Source organism: Klebsiella sp. MISC125 (assembly GCF_051131775.1).
In the GTDB taxonomy this organism is placed as follows: Bacteria; Pseudomonadota; Gammaproteobacteria; order Enterobacterales; family Enterobacteriaceae; genus Klebsiella.
Map to the genome: position 1 here is coordinate 3,508,416 of NZ_CP180448.1, position 15,969 is coordinate 3,524,384.

Here is a 15,969-nt window from a genome sequence, read left to right on the forward strand (position 1 = left end):
AAGATGAATGCTTCTTTGCGTTTCATGTGGCCGTGCTTTTCCACCAGGATACAAACAAACCTTATCAATTATGATTCATGCTGACGGATTTTCCTGTGGCCGGAAAGGCCGGTCATCAGGCTTTCGGGACATAGAGGCGTTGAAGTTCATCATTGCGGGTCAGCGCCTGCTCGGTTGCGGCCTGTTTCATCAATAACACTAATGATTGTATTGCCATTTATAATTTTTAGGATTATTCTCAATTCACATTTCGTTTTACCCCCTTTGGGATTCATTATTCAATTAAAAACAAAAAGTCTGGAATGAGCTCATATACCCGGTCTAATTTTAAAAATGAGTTTTGAAAATGAAAAACATTGAACACCTCAAACTTCGTGATGTGTGTTACGCCAAAATAAGAACATGCAATAACGATGAAATGATAATCAAAATTTCCGACATAAACATGGTGGTTGCACAAGGTGATATTTGCATTCTTTCATTAAGAAATATGCCATCACCGGTAAAACTAAGAAACAAACTCTCTGAAATTGAATCGTTGCTCAACATGACTCAGCATACCGTCATTCCTTGCGTTGACTCAGCCCACGCTGGTTCAGACGATACATAATCACAATAAAGTCACAATCTATACCCTAAATAATTCGAGTTGCAGGACAAAGCACTCATGCCTTGAACAGCGCTTGCGCTGGCCCCGAAGGCCGAGTACGCGGCAAGGAAGTGACAAATTCGTCGGGAACGAATTTGACCAGCCGAAGGCTGGCCTCCGGTGAGAGGCAGGAGCCTCTCATTAATCCCCAGGAGCTTACTGAAGTAAGTGACTGGGATGAACTGACGCAGCCAACACACATGCAACTTGAAGTATGACGGGTATATACATTTAATCATGAAGGGGCTTAAGGCCCCTGTCATTTCATAAAAAATCACGGTTCAGGTTAATTTTAAATCCACTGCTACTGCATCATAAAAACACACATAATATTTAATTGCGCACCTATTATAATTAATAGTTTTCATTATTAACCTGTCGATAAAAATACACACATTCCATTCAAGAAAAAAAGACAGCTACAGAGTATCGGGGAAAATATTACCATCCACCTCCGCCGCCCCCTCCTGCACCGCCGCCGGAAAATCCTCCGCCGCTGCCGAAACCAGAAACGCTGGAGGCCCCACTGCTCAAATGCGCCTGTAAGGACAACAACATCCCGGATCTGGCTATCTCCGGCGTCTTAATCGCCGCCGCCAGGGATGGAGCCAGGCGATTGGCCCACTCCTTACCCAACCCTGCGGCCACCGCCCAGCTAAGCAATGAAATATCCAGATAACGGGACTCGCCTTTGCGCCGTCGTCCGCTGTACGTCGCGGCCTCCAGGCGTTCCAGATAGTGGATTACCCCCCTGGCCCGGGCAAAGCGCTGCTGGCCTGATTGCGTAAGCTGTGGAAGCAAGCAAAAGCCCAGCGCGGTGATATAGCCGGTCAGGCACCAGGCGCTGAAGTATCCGGCGGGCATATACCATTGAAAGAGCGAAAAACCCATTTTTGCCCATAGAAGCAGAAAAATCAGGCCACCACCGATAAGCGGAAAGAACAACGTTGCCAGTAAACTCTTGCGAATCGGTTTGCCGAGATCGCTCTCAACCACCAGGTTAACGCCGCTAAAGAGAAGCGGAAGAACGAAGAAAAGGCCCGCAAAACAATCCGCAGTTAAGGTTCTGGCCGTCCAGCCCGGACTCTGTGCATTAGCAAGAGCCTGAGTCGCAAATATCGCCACAATCCCACACAACAGGAAGCTCAAAGGCCGATATCCCGCGCCCTTATGCTGCTGACGATAATGTTTCTCCATCCGAATAAAAGCTTTACGCAGCGTTCTATTGTAGCGCCCTTTGAGCACCACCTTATCGCCCTTGCGGAACAACAGATCCATCAATAGCTGCTCTTCCTGGGTCGGTATATCGCTTTTTCTGCTCGCCCCCGAATGAACCCTCACCAGGCATTGCTGCGTTTTGTCACCCGACACACTCTCCAGCGCCACCCGCCCCTTCACAATCAGGTTAGTCACATCAGCGCAAAAGCCTTTATCGTCATAAGTCTGCTTTGCCGCCATGCGCAGATAACCGGGCGAAAACTCCGTGGACATTGACGTCAGCTCCGGCACGTCAACCGGAGTAAAGCGCGGCCTGCGTAGCCATAAAAATAAGAAATAACCCGCCAACAACCCGCAGGGGATCCAGACGATCAACGACGATAGCGTGGGGATAAAAAGATGCGGGAGAAGATGAGTCGCCTGCGGCTCTGCGGCATCAGGCAACAGCGCACGAGGCCAGCGATAGAGTACGGTAAAATCCTGCTGGTAGAAGGGTTCGCGGGACTCAATGTGCCCGCCCGGCAGAAGGTGGCCATTTTTTAACCTTTCGCCATAATCGCCGGTAAAAAAGTCGATATGCTTAAACGGATCCCCTTGAGCATCCGCCAGCTGCAGCGCGAAGCGAACCTGGTATATTTCGAACGACCAGCTATCGCCGGTGACGTTCCAGATAAGCACGTCATCATCGCCATCGCGAATAAACGCGTTGCTGACCTGATAGTGCACCTGGTAGCGATAGTCGCCTTCCGGCAGAAGAGTCTGTTCATCCCCCACGACGATTCTCATGGTCCCCCTGCGCCAGCGAAGCTGCCAGGGTTCAGGTTTGCCGTCACGGGTCACGCCGATAACATGATACGTCAGCAGGGCCGCGTTACCGTCCGGTCGCACCCACATGCGCGGAAGATCGCGAAAAAAACCGTGTTTAATCTGCCTGTTGCGCGCCTGGAAGTGAATGTTTTCTTGCACATCCAGCACGCCGTCCGGGCGCATAGTGGCCTGGACGTCAAACAGAGAAATAGCTTCTGTCGAGGGGGATAAAATATCTGAACGCGCATGGCTGAACGGAGCACTGAACAGCCATAGCAAAAGAAAAAACCGACACATCAATATCCATTTCATCACTATTCCTTCCGTGGAACAATTGGGAGATTACAAGAACGGCTTCACATCCCCTACGCCTTCACGCACCACCACCGGCGCATCTTCGGTAAGATCGATAACCGTGGTCGGCTGCTGGCCCAGATAGCCGCCGTGAATAATCAGATCCACCTGTTTCTCAAGGCGATCTTTGATCTCTTCCGGGTCAGATTCGGTAAACTCGCTTCCCGGCAGCATCAGTGAGGTTGAGAGCATCGGCTCGCCGAGAGTTTCCAGCAGCATCTGCGCAATCGGGTTCGACGGCACGCGCATACCGATAGTTTTACGCTTTTCCTGCAGCAAACGACGCGGCACCTCTTTGGTCCCTTTGAGGATGAAGGTGTAGTTACCCGGCGTGTTGTTTTTAATCAACCGGAACGCCACGTTATCAACGAATGAATAGGTCGACAGCTCGGATAGATCGCGGCACATCAGGGTAAAGTTATGGCCGTTTGGCAAATCACGGATACGACAAATCCGCTCCATCGCACCTTTATCTTCGATTTTGCAGCCTAATGCGTAACCAGAGTCAGTCGGATATACGATAACCCCGCCTTTACGCACAATTTCCACCGCCTGGTTTATCAACCGCGCCTGCGGGTTTTCCGGATGGACATAAAAAAACTGGCTCATACTTCCCTCTCAATTTTGTTCTACGGCCACTTCCCAACTGCGCCAGATCCCTTCTACGCCAGCGGGTAGCCAAAGTTTACGGCCCAGCTCGATCCACGGACAAGGCTGATGGAAATCAGACCCCTGGGAGGCGAGAAGGCCAAACTGCACGGCGTAAGCAGCAAGCTGTGCGCGCTCATGCGGTGCCTGCTGGCATTGAGCGACTTCCATCGCATCGCCGCCCTGCTCACTAAAATGGGCTAACAATCTTTTCAGCCACTTGGCAGAGAGGTCGTAGCGCCCAGGATGGGCAATAACCGCTTTGCCGCCAGAATGATGAATGACATCAATCGCTTGTTTTATTGTACACCACTGTGGCGGAACGTAACCGGTTTTCCCACGCGCGAGATATTTCTTAAAGACGTCAGCAATGTTGTTCGCATAACCCCCTTCGACCAAAAAACGGGCGAAATGGCCGCGCGTCACCGCCCCGCCGTCGGCCAGTTTCAGCGCCCCTTCCCAGGCACCGGGGATCCGAGCTTTATCCAGCCGTTCTGCAATCAGCTGAGCCCGCAGCTGGCGGCGCGCTTTCTGTTCATCAAGTAACGCGGTCATCGCCGGATGGGTAATATCAATATTCAGCCCGACAATATGAATCTCGTGGTTTTCCCACAGCGTGGAAATCTCCACGCCATTTATCAACGTTAGCGGTAAACCTGCACGTTCAATTTCCGCTTTGGCGGCGGGTATTGCCGCCACGGTATCATGATCGGTAATCGCCAGGGTGCCAACGCGCATCTGGTGGGCGCGATGAACAAGTTCTTGTGGAGTCAGTCGCCCGTCGGAGGCGATGGTATGGCTGTGCAGGTCGTAAATCACTGCGTAGTTGGTGTTGCTCAAGATGACTCCTGCTGGACATAAACCTGTACCCGTCATACTTTAAGTGACAGGAAAGTTGGCTGCGTTTCGGTGATTCAAATTATTGATAATCTCACCAGGCGCATCATCATACCGACTCACCGATAAAATCTGCAAACAGGGGTTGACTTTACACCTCCGGACTAGTTAACTAGTACGCAAGTTCACATGAAGGGGTATCAACGATGAAAACGCAATTTATCACTCTGCACGGCTGGTGGCGTAGCTCCTGTTATCGGGCGGCGTGATCGCGTTTTGCACTCAGCATACAGATACCCGGCCCGCCAATGAGCGGGCTTTTTATTGGACAAATTATTATACCGAACAGGCGAGAACAATAATGCAAATATCAAAACCGGCACTCGAGCTTCTCACCAGCGACGCCATCTATCGGGAAAACCCGACGGCGTTATTCCACCAGCTATGCGGTGCGCGTCCGGCCACCCTGCTGCTGGAATCCGCGGATATCGACAGTAAGGATGATTTAAAGAGCCTGCTGCTGGTGGATAGCGCGCTGCGCATTACCGCGCTAGGTGACACTGTCACTATTCAGGCACTCTCCGCTAACGGCACAGCGCTGCTGGATTTGCTGGATAACACTCTGCCTTCGGGTATTGATAATCAGCGCCAGCCAAATGGGCGGGTGTTAACATTCCCTCCTGTCAGCGCACTGCTTGATGAAGACGCCCGCTTATGTTCATTATCGGTATTTGACACTTTCCGCCTGTTGCAAGAGCTGGTTACCGTGCCGCAGGACGAGCGCGAAGCCATGTTCTTCGGCGGGCTGTTTGCTTATGACCTCGTCGCCGGCTTCGAAAACCTGCCGCCGCTGGAAAGCGATACCGCCTGCCCGGATTACTGTTTCTATCTGGCGGAAACGCTGCTGGTTATCGACCATCAGACTAAAAACACCCGCATCCAGGCGAGTCTGTTCACCCCGCTGGAAAATGAAAAACAGCGTCTGCTACAGCGCATCGCCCAGCTTCGTCAGCAATTGAATGAGCCGCCCGCGCCGCTGCCGGTGACAACAGTTGCCGAAATGCGCTGCGACTGCGATCAGAGTGATGAAGAGTACGGTGCCGTAGTGCGTAAAATGCAGCGCGCCATCCGCGCGGGTGAAATTTTCCAGGTGGTGCCATCGCGCCGTTTCTCGCTGCCCTGCCCGTCGCCGCTCGCCGCTTACGATGTGCTGAAGAAGAGCAACCCCAGCCCGTATATGTTCTTTATGCAGGATAACGATTTCACCCTGTTCGGCGCATCGCCGGAAAGCTCGCTGAAATATGACGCTGTCAGCCGCCAGATTGAGATCTACCCGATTGCCGGAACCCGCCCGCGCGGTCGCCGTACCGACGGTTCGCTAGACCGCGATCTCGACAGCCGCATTGAGCTTGAGATGCGCACCGATCACAAAGAGCTTTCCGAACACCTGATGCTGGTTGACCTGGCGCGTAACGACCTCGCCCGCATCTGCACGCCTGGCAGCCGCTACGTGGCCGACTTAACCAAAGTCGACCGCTACTCCTTTGTGATGCACCTCGTCTCCCGCGTGGTTGGCGAGCTGCGCAACGATCTCGACGTGCTCCACGCCTATCGCGCCTGTATGAATATGGGCACGTTGAGCGGTGCGCCTAAAGTGCGCGCAATGCAGCTTATCGCCGCCGCTGAAGGCAAACGCCGCGGCAGCTACGGCGGCGCGGTGGGTTACTTTACCGCCCACGGCGACCTCGATACCTGCATCGTGATTCGTTCTGCTTACGTGCAGGATGGCATCGCCACGGTACAGGCCGGTGCCGGTATCGTGCTCGACTCCGTTCCCCAATCTGAAGCGGATGAAACCCGTAATAAAGCTCGCGCGGTGCTGCGCGCTATCGCCCAGGCCCATCACGCGAAGGAGATTTTCTAATGGCCGACATTCTGCTGCTCGATAATATCGATTCATTTACCTATAACCTGGCAGACCAATTGCGTTCGAACGGCCATAACGTGGTGATTTACCGCAACTCAGTCCCGGCGCAGGCGCTGATTGAGCGCATCGGCACCATGAAAAATCCGGTATTGATGCTTTCTCCCGGTCCGGGCACGCCGAGCGAAGCAGGCTGCATGCCGGAACTGCTGACCAGACTGCGTGGTAAGCTGCCGATTATCGGCATCTGCCTCGGTCATCAGGCCATTGTCGAAGCTTACGGCGGTTACGTCGGGCAGGCTGGTGAAATCCTCCACGGTAAAGCATCAAGCATTGAACATGATGGTCAGGCGATGTTTGCCGGGTTGACTAACCCACTGCCGGTTGCGCGCTACCACTCGCTGGTCGGCAGCAATATCCCGGCAGGGTTGACGATCAACGCCAACTTTAACGGCATGGTGATGGCGGTGCGCCACGACGCAGATCGCGTCTGCGGTTTCCAGTTCCATCCTGAGTCGATTCTGACTACCCAGGGCGCACGCCTGCTGGAGCAAACGCTGGCATGGGCGTTGCAAAAGCTGGAGCAGACCAACACTATCCAGCCAATTCTGGAAAAACTGTATCAGGCCGAGACCCTGAGCCAGCAGGAGAGCCATCAGCTGTTCTCCGCAGTAGTGCGCGGCGAAGTCAAGCCCGAGCAACTGGCCGCTGCGCTGGTCAGTATGAAAGTGCGCGGTGAGCATCCGCAGGAAATTGCCGGGGCCGCTACCGCGCTGCTGGAAAACGCCGCGCCGTTCCCGCGCCCTGATTACCTGTTTGCCGATATCGTTGGTACCGGCGGCGACGGCAGCAACAGCATCAATATTTCGACCGCCAGCGCCTTTGTTGCCGCCGCCTGCGGCCTGAAAGTAGCGAAACATGGCAATCGCAGCGTTTCAAGTAAATCAGGCTCATCTGACCTGCTGGCAGCCTTCGGTATTAATCTCGATATGAATGCCGATAAATCTCGCCAGGCACTGGATGAGATGGGCGTCTGTTTCCTGTTCGCACCGAAGTATCACACAGGATTCCGTCACGCGATGCCGGTCCGTCAGCAGCTCAAGACCCGCACCTTGTTTAACGTGCTGGGGCCGCTGATCAACCCGGCGCATCCGCCGCTGGCGCTGATTGGCGTTTATAGCCCGGAACTGGTGCTGCCGATTGCGGAAACCCTGCGCGTACTGGGCTATCAGCGTGCTGCCGTGGTCCACAGCGGCGGCATGGACGAAGTGTCGCTCCACGCGCCGACGGTGGTCGCTGAACTGAACAACGGCGAAATCAAGAGCTATCAGCTGACCGCCGCCGACTTTGGCCTGACGCCTTACCATCAGGAACAGTTGGCTGGCGGCACGCCGGAAGAAAACCGTGACATTCTGACACGCTTACTACAAGGTAAAGGTGAAGCCGCTCACGAAGCCGCCGTCGCCGCCAACGTCGCCATGTTGATGCGTTTACATGGGCACGAAGATCTGAAGGCCAACGCACAGCACGTCATCGAGGTCCTGCGCAGCGGAGCGGCCTATGACAAAGTGACCGCATTAGCGGCAAGAGGGTAAATAATGCAGACCGTTTTAGCAAAAATCGTGGCCGACAAAGCGATTTGGGTAGAAGCCCGCAAACAACAACAACCGTTAGCCAGCTTTCAAAATGACGTCGTGCCGACGCAGCGCAATTTTTACGATGCCCTTGCCGGTACCCGCACCGCGTTTATTCTCGAGTGCAAAAAGGCCTCGCCGTCAAAAGGTTTGATTCGTGAAGATTTTGACCCGGCGACCATCGCCGGGGTCTACAAGCACTACGCATCGGCTATTTCGGTGCTGTGCGATGAGAAATATTTCCAGGGCAGCTTCGATTTTCTGCCAATTGTCAGCAAAATCGCGCCGCAGCCGATTCTGTGTAAGGATTTCACCATCGATCCTTACCAGATTTACCTGGCGCGCTACTATCAGGCCGATGCCTGCCTGCTGATGCTCTCGGTGCTTGATGATGAACAATATCGCCAGCTCGCCGCCGTCGCGCACAGCCTGAATATGGGCGTGTTGACCGAAGTCAGTAATGAAGAAGAGCTGGAACGCGCCATCGCGCTGAAGGCCAAAGTGGTCGGTATCAACAACCGCGACCTGCGCGATATGTCGATTGACCTCAACCGCACCCGCACGCTGGCACCACGACTCGGCCATGACGTCACGGTGATCAGCGAATCCGGCATCCATACTTATGCCGAAGTGCGTGAACTGAGCCACTTCGCCAATGGCTTCCTGATTGGTTCAGCGCTGATGGAACACGACGATCTGAACACCGCAGTGAAACGCGTGCTGCTCGGCGAAAATAAGGTCTGCGGCCTCACCCGTCCGCAGGATGCCCAGGTAGCGTATGAATCCGGCGCCGTATACGGCGGACTGATTTTCGTCCCCACCTCGCCGCGAGCGGTAAATGAAGCCCAGGCGAAAGCGGTTATTGATAGCGCTCCCCTGAGCTACGTCGGCGTATTTCGCAATGCGCCGGTGGCAGAGGTTGCCGCCCGCGTTGAAAGCCTAAACTTAGCCGCCGTCCAGTTGCACGGTGGTGAAGACCAGAGCTATATCGATGCCCTGCGCGCCGAGTTACCGGCCAAAGTGCAAATATGGAAAGCCCTCAGCGTTGGCGAAACGCTGCCGCAACGCAATCTGAACCATGTCGATAAATACGTTTTTGATAACGGCCAGGGCGGCACCGGTCAGCGTTTCGACTGGTCTTTGCTGCAAGGTCAGGACCTGCGTAACGTGCTGTTAGCAGGCGGCCTCGGCGCCGATAACTGTGTAGAAGCCGCCAAAAGCGGTTGTGCCGGACTCGATTTTAATTCAGGCGTGGAGTCACAGCCGGGTATTAAAGATGCCAGCAAACTGGCCTCGGTGTTTCAAACGCTGCGCGCATATTAAGGAGCAACAATGAGTACTTTACTGAACCCCTATTTTGGCGAATTCGGCGGAATGTACGTTCCGCAGATCCTGATGCCCGCCCTGCGCCAGCTTGAAGAAGCGTTCGTTAGCGCGCAGAAAGACCCGGCATTTCAGGCCGAATTTACCGACCTGCTGAAAAACTACGCCGGTCGCCCGACCGCGCTGACCAAATGCCGTAACCTCACTGAAGGTACCCGTACCACGCTGTATCTGAAGCGTGAAGACCTGCTGCACGGCGGCGCGCATAAAACCAACCAGGTGCTCGGTCAGGCGCTGTTGGCAAAACGGATGGGCAAAACGGAAATTATTGCCGAAACCGGCGCGGGTCAGCACGGCGTAGCCTCTGCCCTCGCCAGCGCCCTGCTCGGCCTCAAATGCCGCATTTATATGGGCGCAAAAGATATCGAGCGCCAGTCGCCGAACGTCTTCCGTATGCGCCTGATGGGTGCAGAAGTGATCCCGGTACATAGCGGCTCATCAACGCTAAAAGATGCCTGTAACGAGGCGCTGCGTGACTGGTCCGGCAGCTATGAAAAAGCCCACTATATGCTCGGGACCGCCGCCGGCCCGCACCCGTTCCCAACCATCGTGCGTGAATTCCAGCGCATGATTGGCGAAGAGACCAAAGTACAGATTCTTGAGAAAGAAGGTCGCCTGCCGGATGCGGTTATCGCCTGCGTCGGCGGCGGTTCTAACGCTATCGGCATGTTCGCCGACTTTATCGACGAAACCACTGTCGGCCTGATTGGCGTGGAACCGGCGGGTCACGGGATCGAATCCGGCGAACACGGCGCACCGCTGAAGCACGGGCGCGTTGGTATCTACTTCGGTATGAAATCGCCGATGATGCAGACCGAGGACGGGCAAATTGAGGAGTCCTACTCCATTTCCGCTGGACTGGACTTCCCGTCTGTCGGCCCGCAGCACGCTTATCTGAACAGCATTGGTCGCGCCGACTACGTATCGATTACCGATGATGAGGCGCTGGATGCCTTTAAAGAACTTTCCCGTCATGAAGGGATTATCCCGGCGCTAGAATCATCCCACGCCCTGGCGCACGCGCTGAAAATGATGCGTGAGAACCCGGAAAAAGAGCAGCTGCTGGTGGTTAACCTCTCCGGTCGCGGCGATAAAGACATCTTCACCGTACACGATATTCTGAAAGCGCGAGGGGAAATCTGATGGAACGTTACGAGACGCTGTTTGCACAACTGAAAGCTCGCCAGGAAGGCGCATTTGTTCCCTTCGTGACGCTCGGCGACCCTAACCCGGAACAATCGCTGAAAATTATTGATACGCTGATTGAAGCGGGTGCCGATGCGCTGGAGCTGGGTATCCCATTCTCCGACCCGCTGGCGGACGGCCCAACCATTCAGGGCGCAGCCCTGCGCGCATTTGCCGCAGGCGTCACGCCAGCACAATGTTTTGAAATGCTGGCGGCAATTCGTCAAAAGCACCCGACCATCCCGATCGGCCTGCTGATGTACGCAAACCTGGTGTTTAGCCCTGGCATTGATGAATTTTATGCCGCATGCGAACGCGCGGGCGTTGATTCAGTGCTGGTAGCCGATGTACCGGTCGAAGAGTCGGCACCGTTCCGCCAGGCCGCATTGCGCCATAATATCGCGCCAATTTTCATCTGCCCGCCAAATGCCGATGACGACCTGCTGCGCCAGATTGCTTCCTACGGTCGCGGCTATACCTATCTGCTGTCTCGTGCGGGGGTGACCGGCGCGGAAAACCGCGCCGCGCTGCCGCTGCATCATTTGATTGAAAAGCTGGCCGAATATAACGCTGCGCCACCGCTGCAGGGCTTTGGTATCTCCGCGCCGGAGCAGGTCACCGCCGCGATTGATGCCGGCGCTGCCGGGGCGATTTCCGGTTCTGCGATCGTCAAAATCATTGAGCGTAACGTTAACGACCCGCAGGCTATGCTGTCTGAACTGAAGACCTTTGTGCAGAGCCTCAAAGCCGCCACCAAAGCGGCCTAAGCACGCCTGCCGCCCGGCACTGCGCCGGGCGGTTATTTCTGCTGTAAGCTGTCTGCGTACTTGCGCGTCAGACGAAACAGCGCCATCACATCCTCTTGCGCCCATCCCGCCAGCACTTGATTCATCAGCCGCGTTCTTGCAACCGAAATACGTTCGATCATTGCCTGACCCGCTTCGCTAAGCGTGACTTCGCTAATCCGCCGGTCTTTGGCGTTTGGCTGCTTTCGCGCCAGCCCTTGCGCTTCCAGTTTCTTCACCTGCCGACTGACGGTGGTGTAATCGCGCCCGAGACTATCCGCCAGTTCCACGACCCCCACCGGCCCCCTGCGCCCTACCGCCACCAGCAGCGGGAAGAGGATCTGATCAAGCTGAACCCCAGCAGCCTGCAGTATCTGCTCATCGCGCACCGGCTGGTTCATCACGCTGATGATGTCGAGCAGCGCACCGTGAAACTCGCTGATGTCGTAATTATTATGTGCATGTTGCATATATTATTTAACCGGGTATAGTGCCGTTAACTGATATGTGCATTTTACACATAATCATCCCAGGAGAGAATACTATGAAAGCAGCCGTCGTTTTTGACCTGCAACAAGGCCCGATTTGGGCCGATTTTAGCGACCCGCAGCCCACTGAACATGAGGCGTTGGTCAAAGTGCGTGCCTGCGCTATCAGCCATGTCGTGAAAAGCCGGGCCTCCGGCAAACATTACAGTTTCGATGGCCGCCTGCCTTTCGGCGTCGGGATTGATGGCGCCGGAACATTGCCTGACGGTCAGCGAGTTTATTTCGCCTTCCCCACCGCGCCATGGGGCAGCATGGCACAGTGGGCACCGGTCGCGCTAAACCACTGCCTGCCGCTGCCGGATGATCTGGACGACGTTACCGCCGCCGCAATGGCTAATCCAGGCATATCGGCATGGGCGGCGCTGGTCAAGCGCGCGGATCTCAAGGCCGGAGAAACGGTGCTTATCAACGGTGCGACCGGTAGCGCCGGACAGCTGGCGGTACAAGTCGCCCGCTTTCTGGGGGCTAAAAAGGTGATTGCCACCGGGCGCAACGCGTTAAAGCTCGCCTCCCTCGGGGCCGATAAAATAGTCAACTTAAGCGAAGATGATGCCACCGTACGGTCGCAGTTTGCGGAGCTGGCAGCGCAGCAGATTGATGTCGTCGTCGATTACCTGTGGGGTCACAGTGCTGAACTGTTGCTCCCTGCGCTGGCAAAGCATAGTCCAGGGAAGGCGCCGGTACGCTTTGTTCAGGTCGGTTCACTTGCCGCCGCCGATATCACGCTCAGCGGCGCGGTATTACGCTCTGCACCGTTGCAACTGATGGGCAGCGGGATTGGTAGCCTGTCCATGCCACAACTGCTGGCGGCGACCGGGAAAATGCTGCAGGCCTCGGTCGCCGGGAGATTTACCATTGCCACCACTGCACGGCGGCTTCATGACGTTGCCACGGTCTGGCCACAGGATGACAGCCAGAAACGCACAGTTTTTATCGTCGATTAAAAAAAAGCGCTTCCGCACAAAAGTTGGGGTTGATATCTTAAATGAGAAATATTATCTTTCTCATTACCGAATAGTTGAGTAAACAACTCAGGTATTCGGTACGACATTGCTCACATTGCTTCCAGTATTTTTGCCCGCACTTGTGCGGGCTTTTTTTATGATAGCTGACACACCTTGCGCACCAGTTGTCTTAACCAGCCCCTCTGTTAATGACGAGATTACTATTGGTAAAAACAGCGTCAATTCGCCCTTTTCAGATGCTTGGTGCTAGCGAGATATACTCGACAGGGACATAATACTGAAGGGTGTAAACAGGCCACTCGTTTTCAAACAAAGCACCTTTTTGAGAGATAAAATGTTCGATGTCATAGCCTTCACGTCGATATAGCCCTAACTCCGGGAGGAACTTCATATATACGTTATTTGAAAGAAAGGTAAAATCCGACCATGAGCCATTAAAGTCGAATCTAAGATACAACCCCCCCTTGACGACTTTCACATCTCGAAACAGAGTGTTCCGCTGAGTCAAAGGTGCACCGATAAACCCATTCACCCTGATTTTAAAGTCATTATCCATTGAGGGGGAAAAATCAGAAAGGATGTAAAGATTCTCTTCCCCACAGGATACTCTTCCAGCTACTTTTCGCCTGGTGATCTCTTTCCTTGAAGAGATATCGCTTGTAGGACATAGCAAATAGTTAAATCCATATCCGGTAAACGTTTGTTCCTCAAGAATACACAGGTAAGGTGTTGTTAACCCACCCCTCTCAGATACTATTCTCTGAAACAATAAGGTCATATCCCAAAATTTTGAAGCCCTGTACTCTCTGGGCTGAAGACCGAAAGTCTTTTTAAACTCCCGAGAAAATGTTTGATGGGAGTCATAATTCAATAGATATGCGATCGATGATATAGATTGTCGGGTTAGCTTTAATTTCCCCGCAGCAAGCGTCATTCTACGCATTCTGATATATTTCCCAACAGGTAGTCCGCCGTACTCCTGGAAAACATTGTACACAGAACGACGAGAACACCCTATTCCATGAGCAATATCATCAACGGATGGGTTAATAGCAAGCCGGGCCTCAATCCATTCCACCATGTTATTAAATATCACATTTCTCATCTCTCATCTCTATTGACAATATCTTCATTAAATCATCACATAGCGCTATTTTATCAGTACCCCAACGGCAATACTAAGCTTTTTGTGCACGATAAAAATAAATAAAAAATCATAAAATAAAAAACAATGAAATCTTAAACACCACATTGAAAAATAAGACTTTTCTCATAAAAAATACCAGAAATCTCATTTTATTTACAGATATTGATTTTCTTAAGCGTCTGCAATATCTTAATTAAATATTTTAACTCTAATACATTACTGAGAGCATGGGTATTGATGCTGCTCTCTCTATTTTAATTTGAGATATGTATTTTGATAACCGTGTGAATCTAAAAATATGATTAATGTTTTAATTAATACTAAAAATACCTACACCAACCATGCCATCAGACAGTTGCTACAGGAAACTATTGCTTCAGGGGAATCGCTCACCTTTGAAGACGACTACACCCAAGATTCCATCGCGCAGGCTCATATAATATTCACTGAAATGGAGCCAGGGGAAATATTTCTATGCCATGATGAATTAAAATATACAAGTGGCAAAACTTTGCTATGCATTCTTCAGGAACGGAAAATTGAATGCATCAGAAAGGAACTGCCTAATTGCATTAAGGAGAGTTTGTTTTTATATAAGTCCGACTCAATCCCCACCATTAGAAATAAAATCAAATCAGGTATTGACAGGGTGGTCACATCTAAGAATGAAGAGCATCCCTCAAATGAGGCTATGCGCTGTATTAACTGCCCATGTAAATCGATTACCCAAGCCCAGTCAAAAGTTGTTCATGCCCTCAGCCTTGGGCTTAATCAACTGGAAATAGCGCAGGAATTAAAAATTAACTATAAAACCGTTTTTTCTCATAAAAAAAATGTCATGCATGACTTTAAAATACAAAGTAACAAAGAACTCAATAGATTCCTAAGCGTACTTATGAAAAGAAAAAAATTTATGTCTTAGAGTCGCGATCGCCAGAGGTATAAAAGCAACGAAACACCGCGCGTCGCCTTCTGATTTCATTAAAATAAGCCATCCCGTTATATACAGAAACAAACAAAAGCAATATGGAAACTAGTAATAGAAATAAATTACTCATTATGCACCATGAATTGAAAAAACACATATAAGGACATGGGCATCATAGTGCATGAGGAATTATTAAAACAAGTCAATTTGCTTTATTTAAGAATATATGGCATGGCGACAAGATATTTCTCATCCAGAGTTACCACCTGACTTTTTAATTAAAAAAATCATGTGGTTACATACTCTTTAATCATGCCATTTATATCTATGAATTACCCTTCCTCTTTAAAGGGAATAACCTTTCGTACAGGGCTTGATGTAAGTAAACACGTAAAATGTTAGATGAGGTACCACTACTTAGTACTCACACGATAGCGTGACACGGTAACGTCCTCTGGCTCGTTAGTCTCACCGAAGGCAATTTTTCGTTTTCCCGGCCGCCTACAAGATAAAATGACACAGCAATGATATTATTCAGGCCTAAGAGGTAGGCAGCAACTGACATTAGCGTTAAATCTGGAGCAACTGATGAACGATGAAGTACCACTGAAATATTATGACATTGCCGATGAGTATTCGACCGAATCCGCAGAGCCAGTGAGCGAGTCAGAACGTGAGCCATTGGCTCGCTATTTTCAATTGTTGATCACTCGCTTGATGAACAACGAAGAAATCAGTGAGGAAGCACAGGGAGAAATGGCCATTCAAGCAGGGATCAATGAGCAGCGTATTGATGATATCGCGAACTTCCTCAATAAATGGGGCAATGAGTAGATCTTGTTAAAACGATGTACGCAGGCCAATGTATCCTTTCATAGTAAGTCACTATCAAGCCAAACCGTTCGCGGAATAATTATTACAGAATAGAATACCAAGAGCTGGTCATACAGCGACCAG

At 52.0% G+C, this 15,969-nt stretch carries 15 protein-coding genes and 1 other annotated feature; of the genes, 9 read left to right on the forward strand and 6 right to left on the reverse strand.

Annotated features, from left to right (window positions below; genetic code table 11):
* Nucleotides 1-346: 346 nt before the first annotated feature.
* Entirely contained in the window at nt 347-610 is a 264-nt protein-coding gene (locus ACMYSL_RS16660; RefSeq protein WP_181482510.1) for a hypothetical protein, read from the forward strand.
* A 480-nt stretch (nt 611-1,090) separates the two neighbouring features.
* Here ACMYSL_RS16660 and ACMYSL_RS16665 read toward each other — a convergent pair whose 3' ends face one another.
* The 3 genes from ACMYSL_RS16665 to rnm are packed head-to-tail and all read right to left on the reverse strand — an operon-like array spanning nt 1,091 to nt 4,516.
* On the reverse strand, nt 1,091-2,986 hold the full coding sequence (locus tag ACMYSL_RS16665) for a DUF2207 domain-containing protein (protein ID WP_434659121.1): 1,896 nt from the start codon (nt 2,984-2,986) through the stop codon (nt 1,091-1,093).
* A gap of 30 nt (nt 2,987-3,016) precedes the next feature.
* Nucleotides 3,017-3,637, reverse strand: a complete 621-nt coding sequence (locus tag ACMYSL_RS16670) for an L-threonylcarbamoyladenylate synthase (protein WP_110273510.1) — start codon at nt 3,635-3,637, stop codon at nt 3,017-3,019.
* 9 nt (nt 3,638-3,646) lie between these two features.
* Entirely contained in the window at nt 3,647-4,516 is an 870-nt protein-coding gene (gene rnm, locus ACMYSL_RS16675; protein ID WP_434659122.1) for an RNase RNM, read from the reverse strand.
* A gap of 227 nt (nt 4,517-4,743) precedes the next feature.
* Nucleotides 4,744-4,839 (forward strand) — a sequence feature (Trp leader region).
* Between the two features lie 35 nt (nt 4,840-4,874).
* On the opposite strand from rnm, the gene ACMYSL_RS16680 reads away from it, so the two are divergent.
* From ACMYSL_RS16680 to trpA, 5 genes are read left to right on the forward strand one after another with little or no spacing between them, the layout of a single operon-like run.
* Nucleotides 4,875-6,437: an anthranilate synthase component 1 gene (locus ACMYSL_RS16680; protein WP_434659123.1), complete on the forward strand. Its 1,563-nt coding sequence runs from the start codon at nt 4,875-4,877 to the stop codon at nt 6,435-6,437.
* The gene (gene trpD / locus ACMYSL_RS16685) at nt 6,437-8,032 is read left to right on the forward strand and encodes a bifunctional anthranilate synthase glutamate amidotransferase component TrpG/anthranilate phosphoribosyltransferase TrpD (RefSeq protein WP_181482516.1); all 1,596 of its coding nucleotides are present in this window, start codon (nt 6,437-6,439) and stop codon (nt 8,030-8,032) included. Before ACMYSL_RS16680 ends, trpD begins: the two co-directional genes overlap by 1 nt.
* Before the next feature lie 3 nt (nt 8,033-8,035).
* Nucleotides 8,036-9,394: a bifunctional indole-3-glycerol-phosphate synthase TrpC/phosphoribosylanthranilate isomerase TrpF gene (trpCF, locus tag ACMYSL_RS16690; protein ID WP_182238129.1), complete on the forward strand. Its 1,359-nt coding sequence runs from the start codon at nt 8,036-8,038 to the stop codon at nt 9,392-9,394.
* Nucleotides 9,395-9,403: 9 nt separating this feature from the next.
* Nucleotides 9,404-10,597, forward strand: a complete 1,194-nt coding sequence (gene trpB, locus ACMYSL_RS16695) for a tryptophan synthase subunit beta (RefSeq protein ID WP_304258486.1) — start codon at nt 9,404-9,406, stop codon at nt 10,595-10,597.
* Complete coding sequence (trpA, locus tag ACMYSL_RS16700; RefSeq protein ID WP_112216786.1) at nt 10,597-11,406, forward strand: tryptophan synthase subunit alpha; 810 nt, start codon at nt 10,597-10,599, stop codon at nt 11,404-11,406. Before trpB ends, trpA begins: the two co-directional genes overlap by 1 nt.
* Nucleotides 11,407-11,438: 32 nt before the next feature.
* Here the strand turns inward: trpA and ACMYSL_RS16705 are convergent, their stop codons facing one another.
* Nucleotides 11,439-11,894, reverse strand: coding sequence for a MarR family winged helix-turn-helix transcriptional regulator (locus tag ACMYSL_RS16705; RefSeq protein WP_434659124.1), 456 nt, complete (start codon nt 11,892-11,894; stop codon nt 11,439-11,441).
* 74 nt (nt 11,895-11,968) lie between these two features.
* On the opposite strand from ACMYSL_RS16705, the gene ACMYSL_RS16710 reads away from it, so the two are divergent.
* Nucleotides 11,969-12,916, forward strand: coding sequence for a quinone oxidoreductase family protein (locus tag ACMYSL_RS16710; protein WP_434659125.1), 948 nt, complete (start codon nt 11,969-11,971; stop codon nt 12,914-12,916).
* Nucleotides 12,917-13,169: 253 nt separating this feature from the next.
* Here the strand turns inward: ACMYSL_RS16710 and ACMYSL_RS16715 are convergent, their stop codons facing one another.
* A complete protein-coding gene (locus ACMYSL_RS16715; RefSeq protein WP_434659126.1) occupies nt 13,170-14,042 on the reverse strand; it encodes a helix-turn-helix domain-containing protein in 873 nt (290 codons plus the stop codon).
* A 340-nt stretch (nt 14,043-14,382) separates the two neighbouring features.
* On the opposite strand from ACMYSL_RS16715, the gene ACMYSL_RS16720 reads away from it, so the two are divergent.
* Nucleotides 14,383-15,006, forward strand: a complete 624-nt coding sequence (locus tag ACMYSL_RS16720) for a helix-turn-helix transcriptional regulator (RefSeq protein ID WP_434659127.1) — start codon at nt 14,383-14,385, stop codon at nt 15,004-15,006.
* Here ACMYSL_RS16720 and ACMYSL_RS16725 read toward each other — a convergent pair.
* Nucleotides 14,996-15,169: a small membrane protein gene (locus ACMYSL_RS16725; protein WP_434659128.1), complete on the reverse strand. Its 174-nt coding sequence runs from the start codon at nt 15,167-15,169 to the stop codon at nt 14,996-14,998. The two genes, ACMYSL_RS16720 and ACMYSL_RS16725, sit on opposite strands and share 11 nt — an antisense overlap.
* Before the next feature lie 431 nt (nt 15,170-15,600).
* On the opposite strand from ACMYSL_RS16725, the gene ACMYSL_RS16730 reads away from it, so the two are divergent.
* The gene (locus ACMYSL_RS16730) at nt 15,601-15,846 is read left to right on the forward strand and encodes a YmjA family protein (protein WP_112216783.1); all 246 of its coding nucleotides are present in this window, start codon (nt 15,601-15,603) and stop codon (nt 15,844-15,846) included.
* Nucleotides 15,847-15,969: the final 123 nt, after the last annotated feature.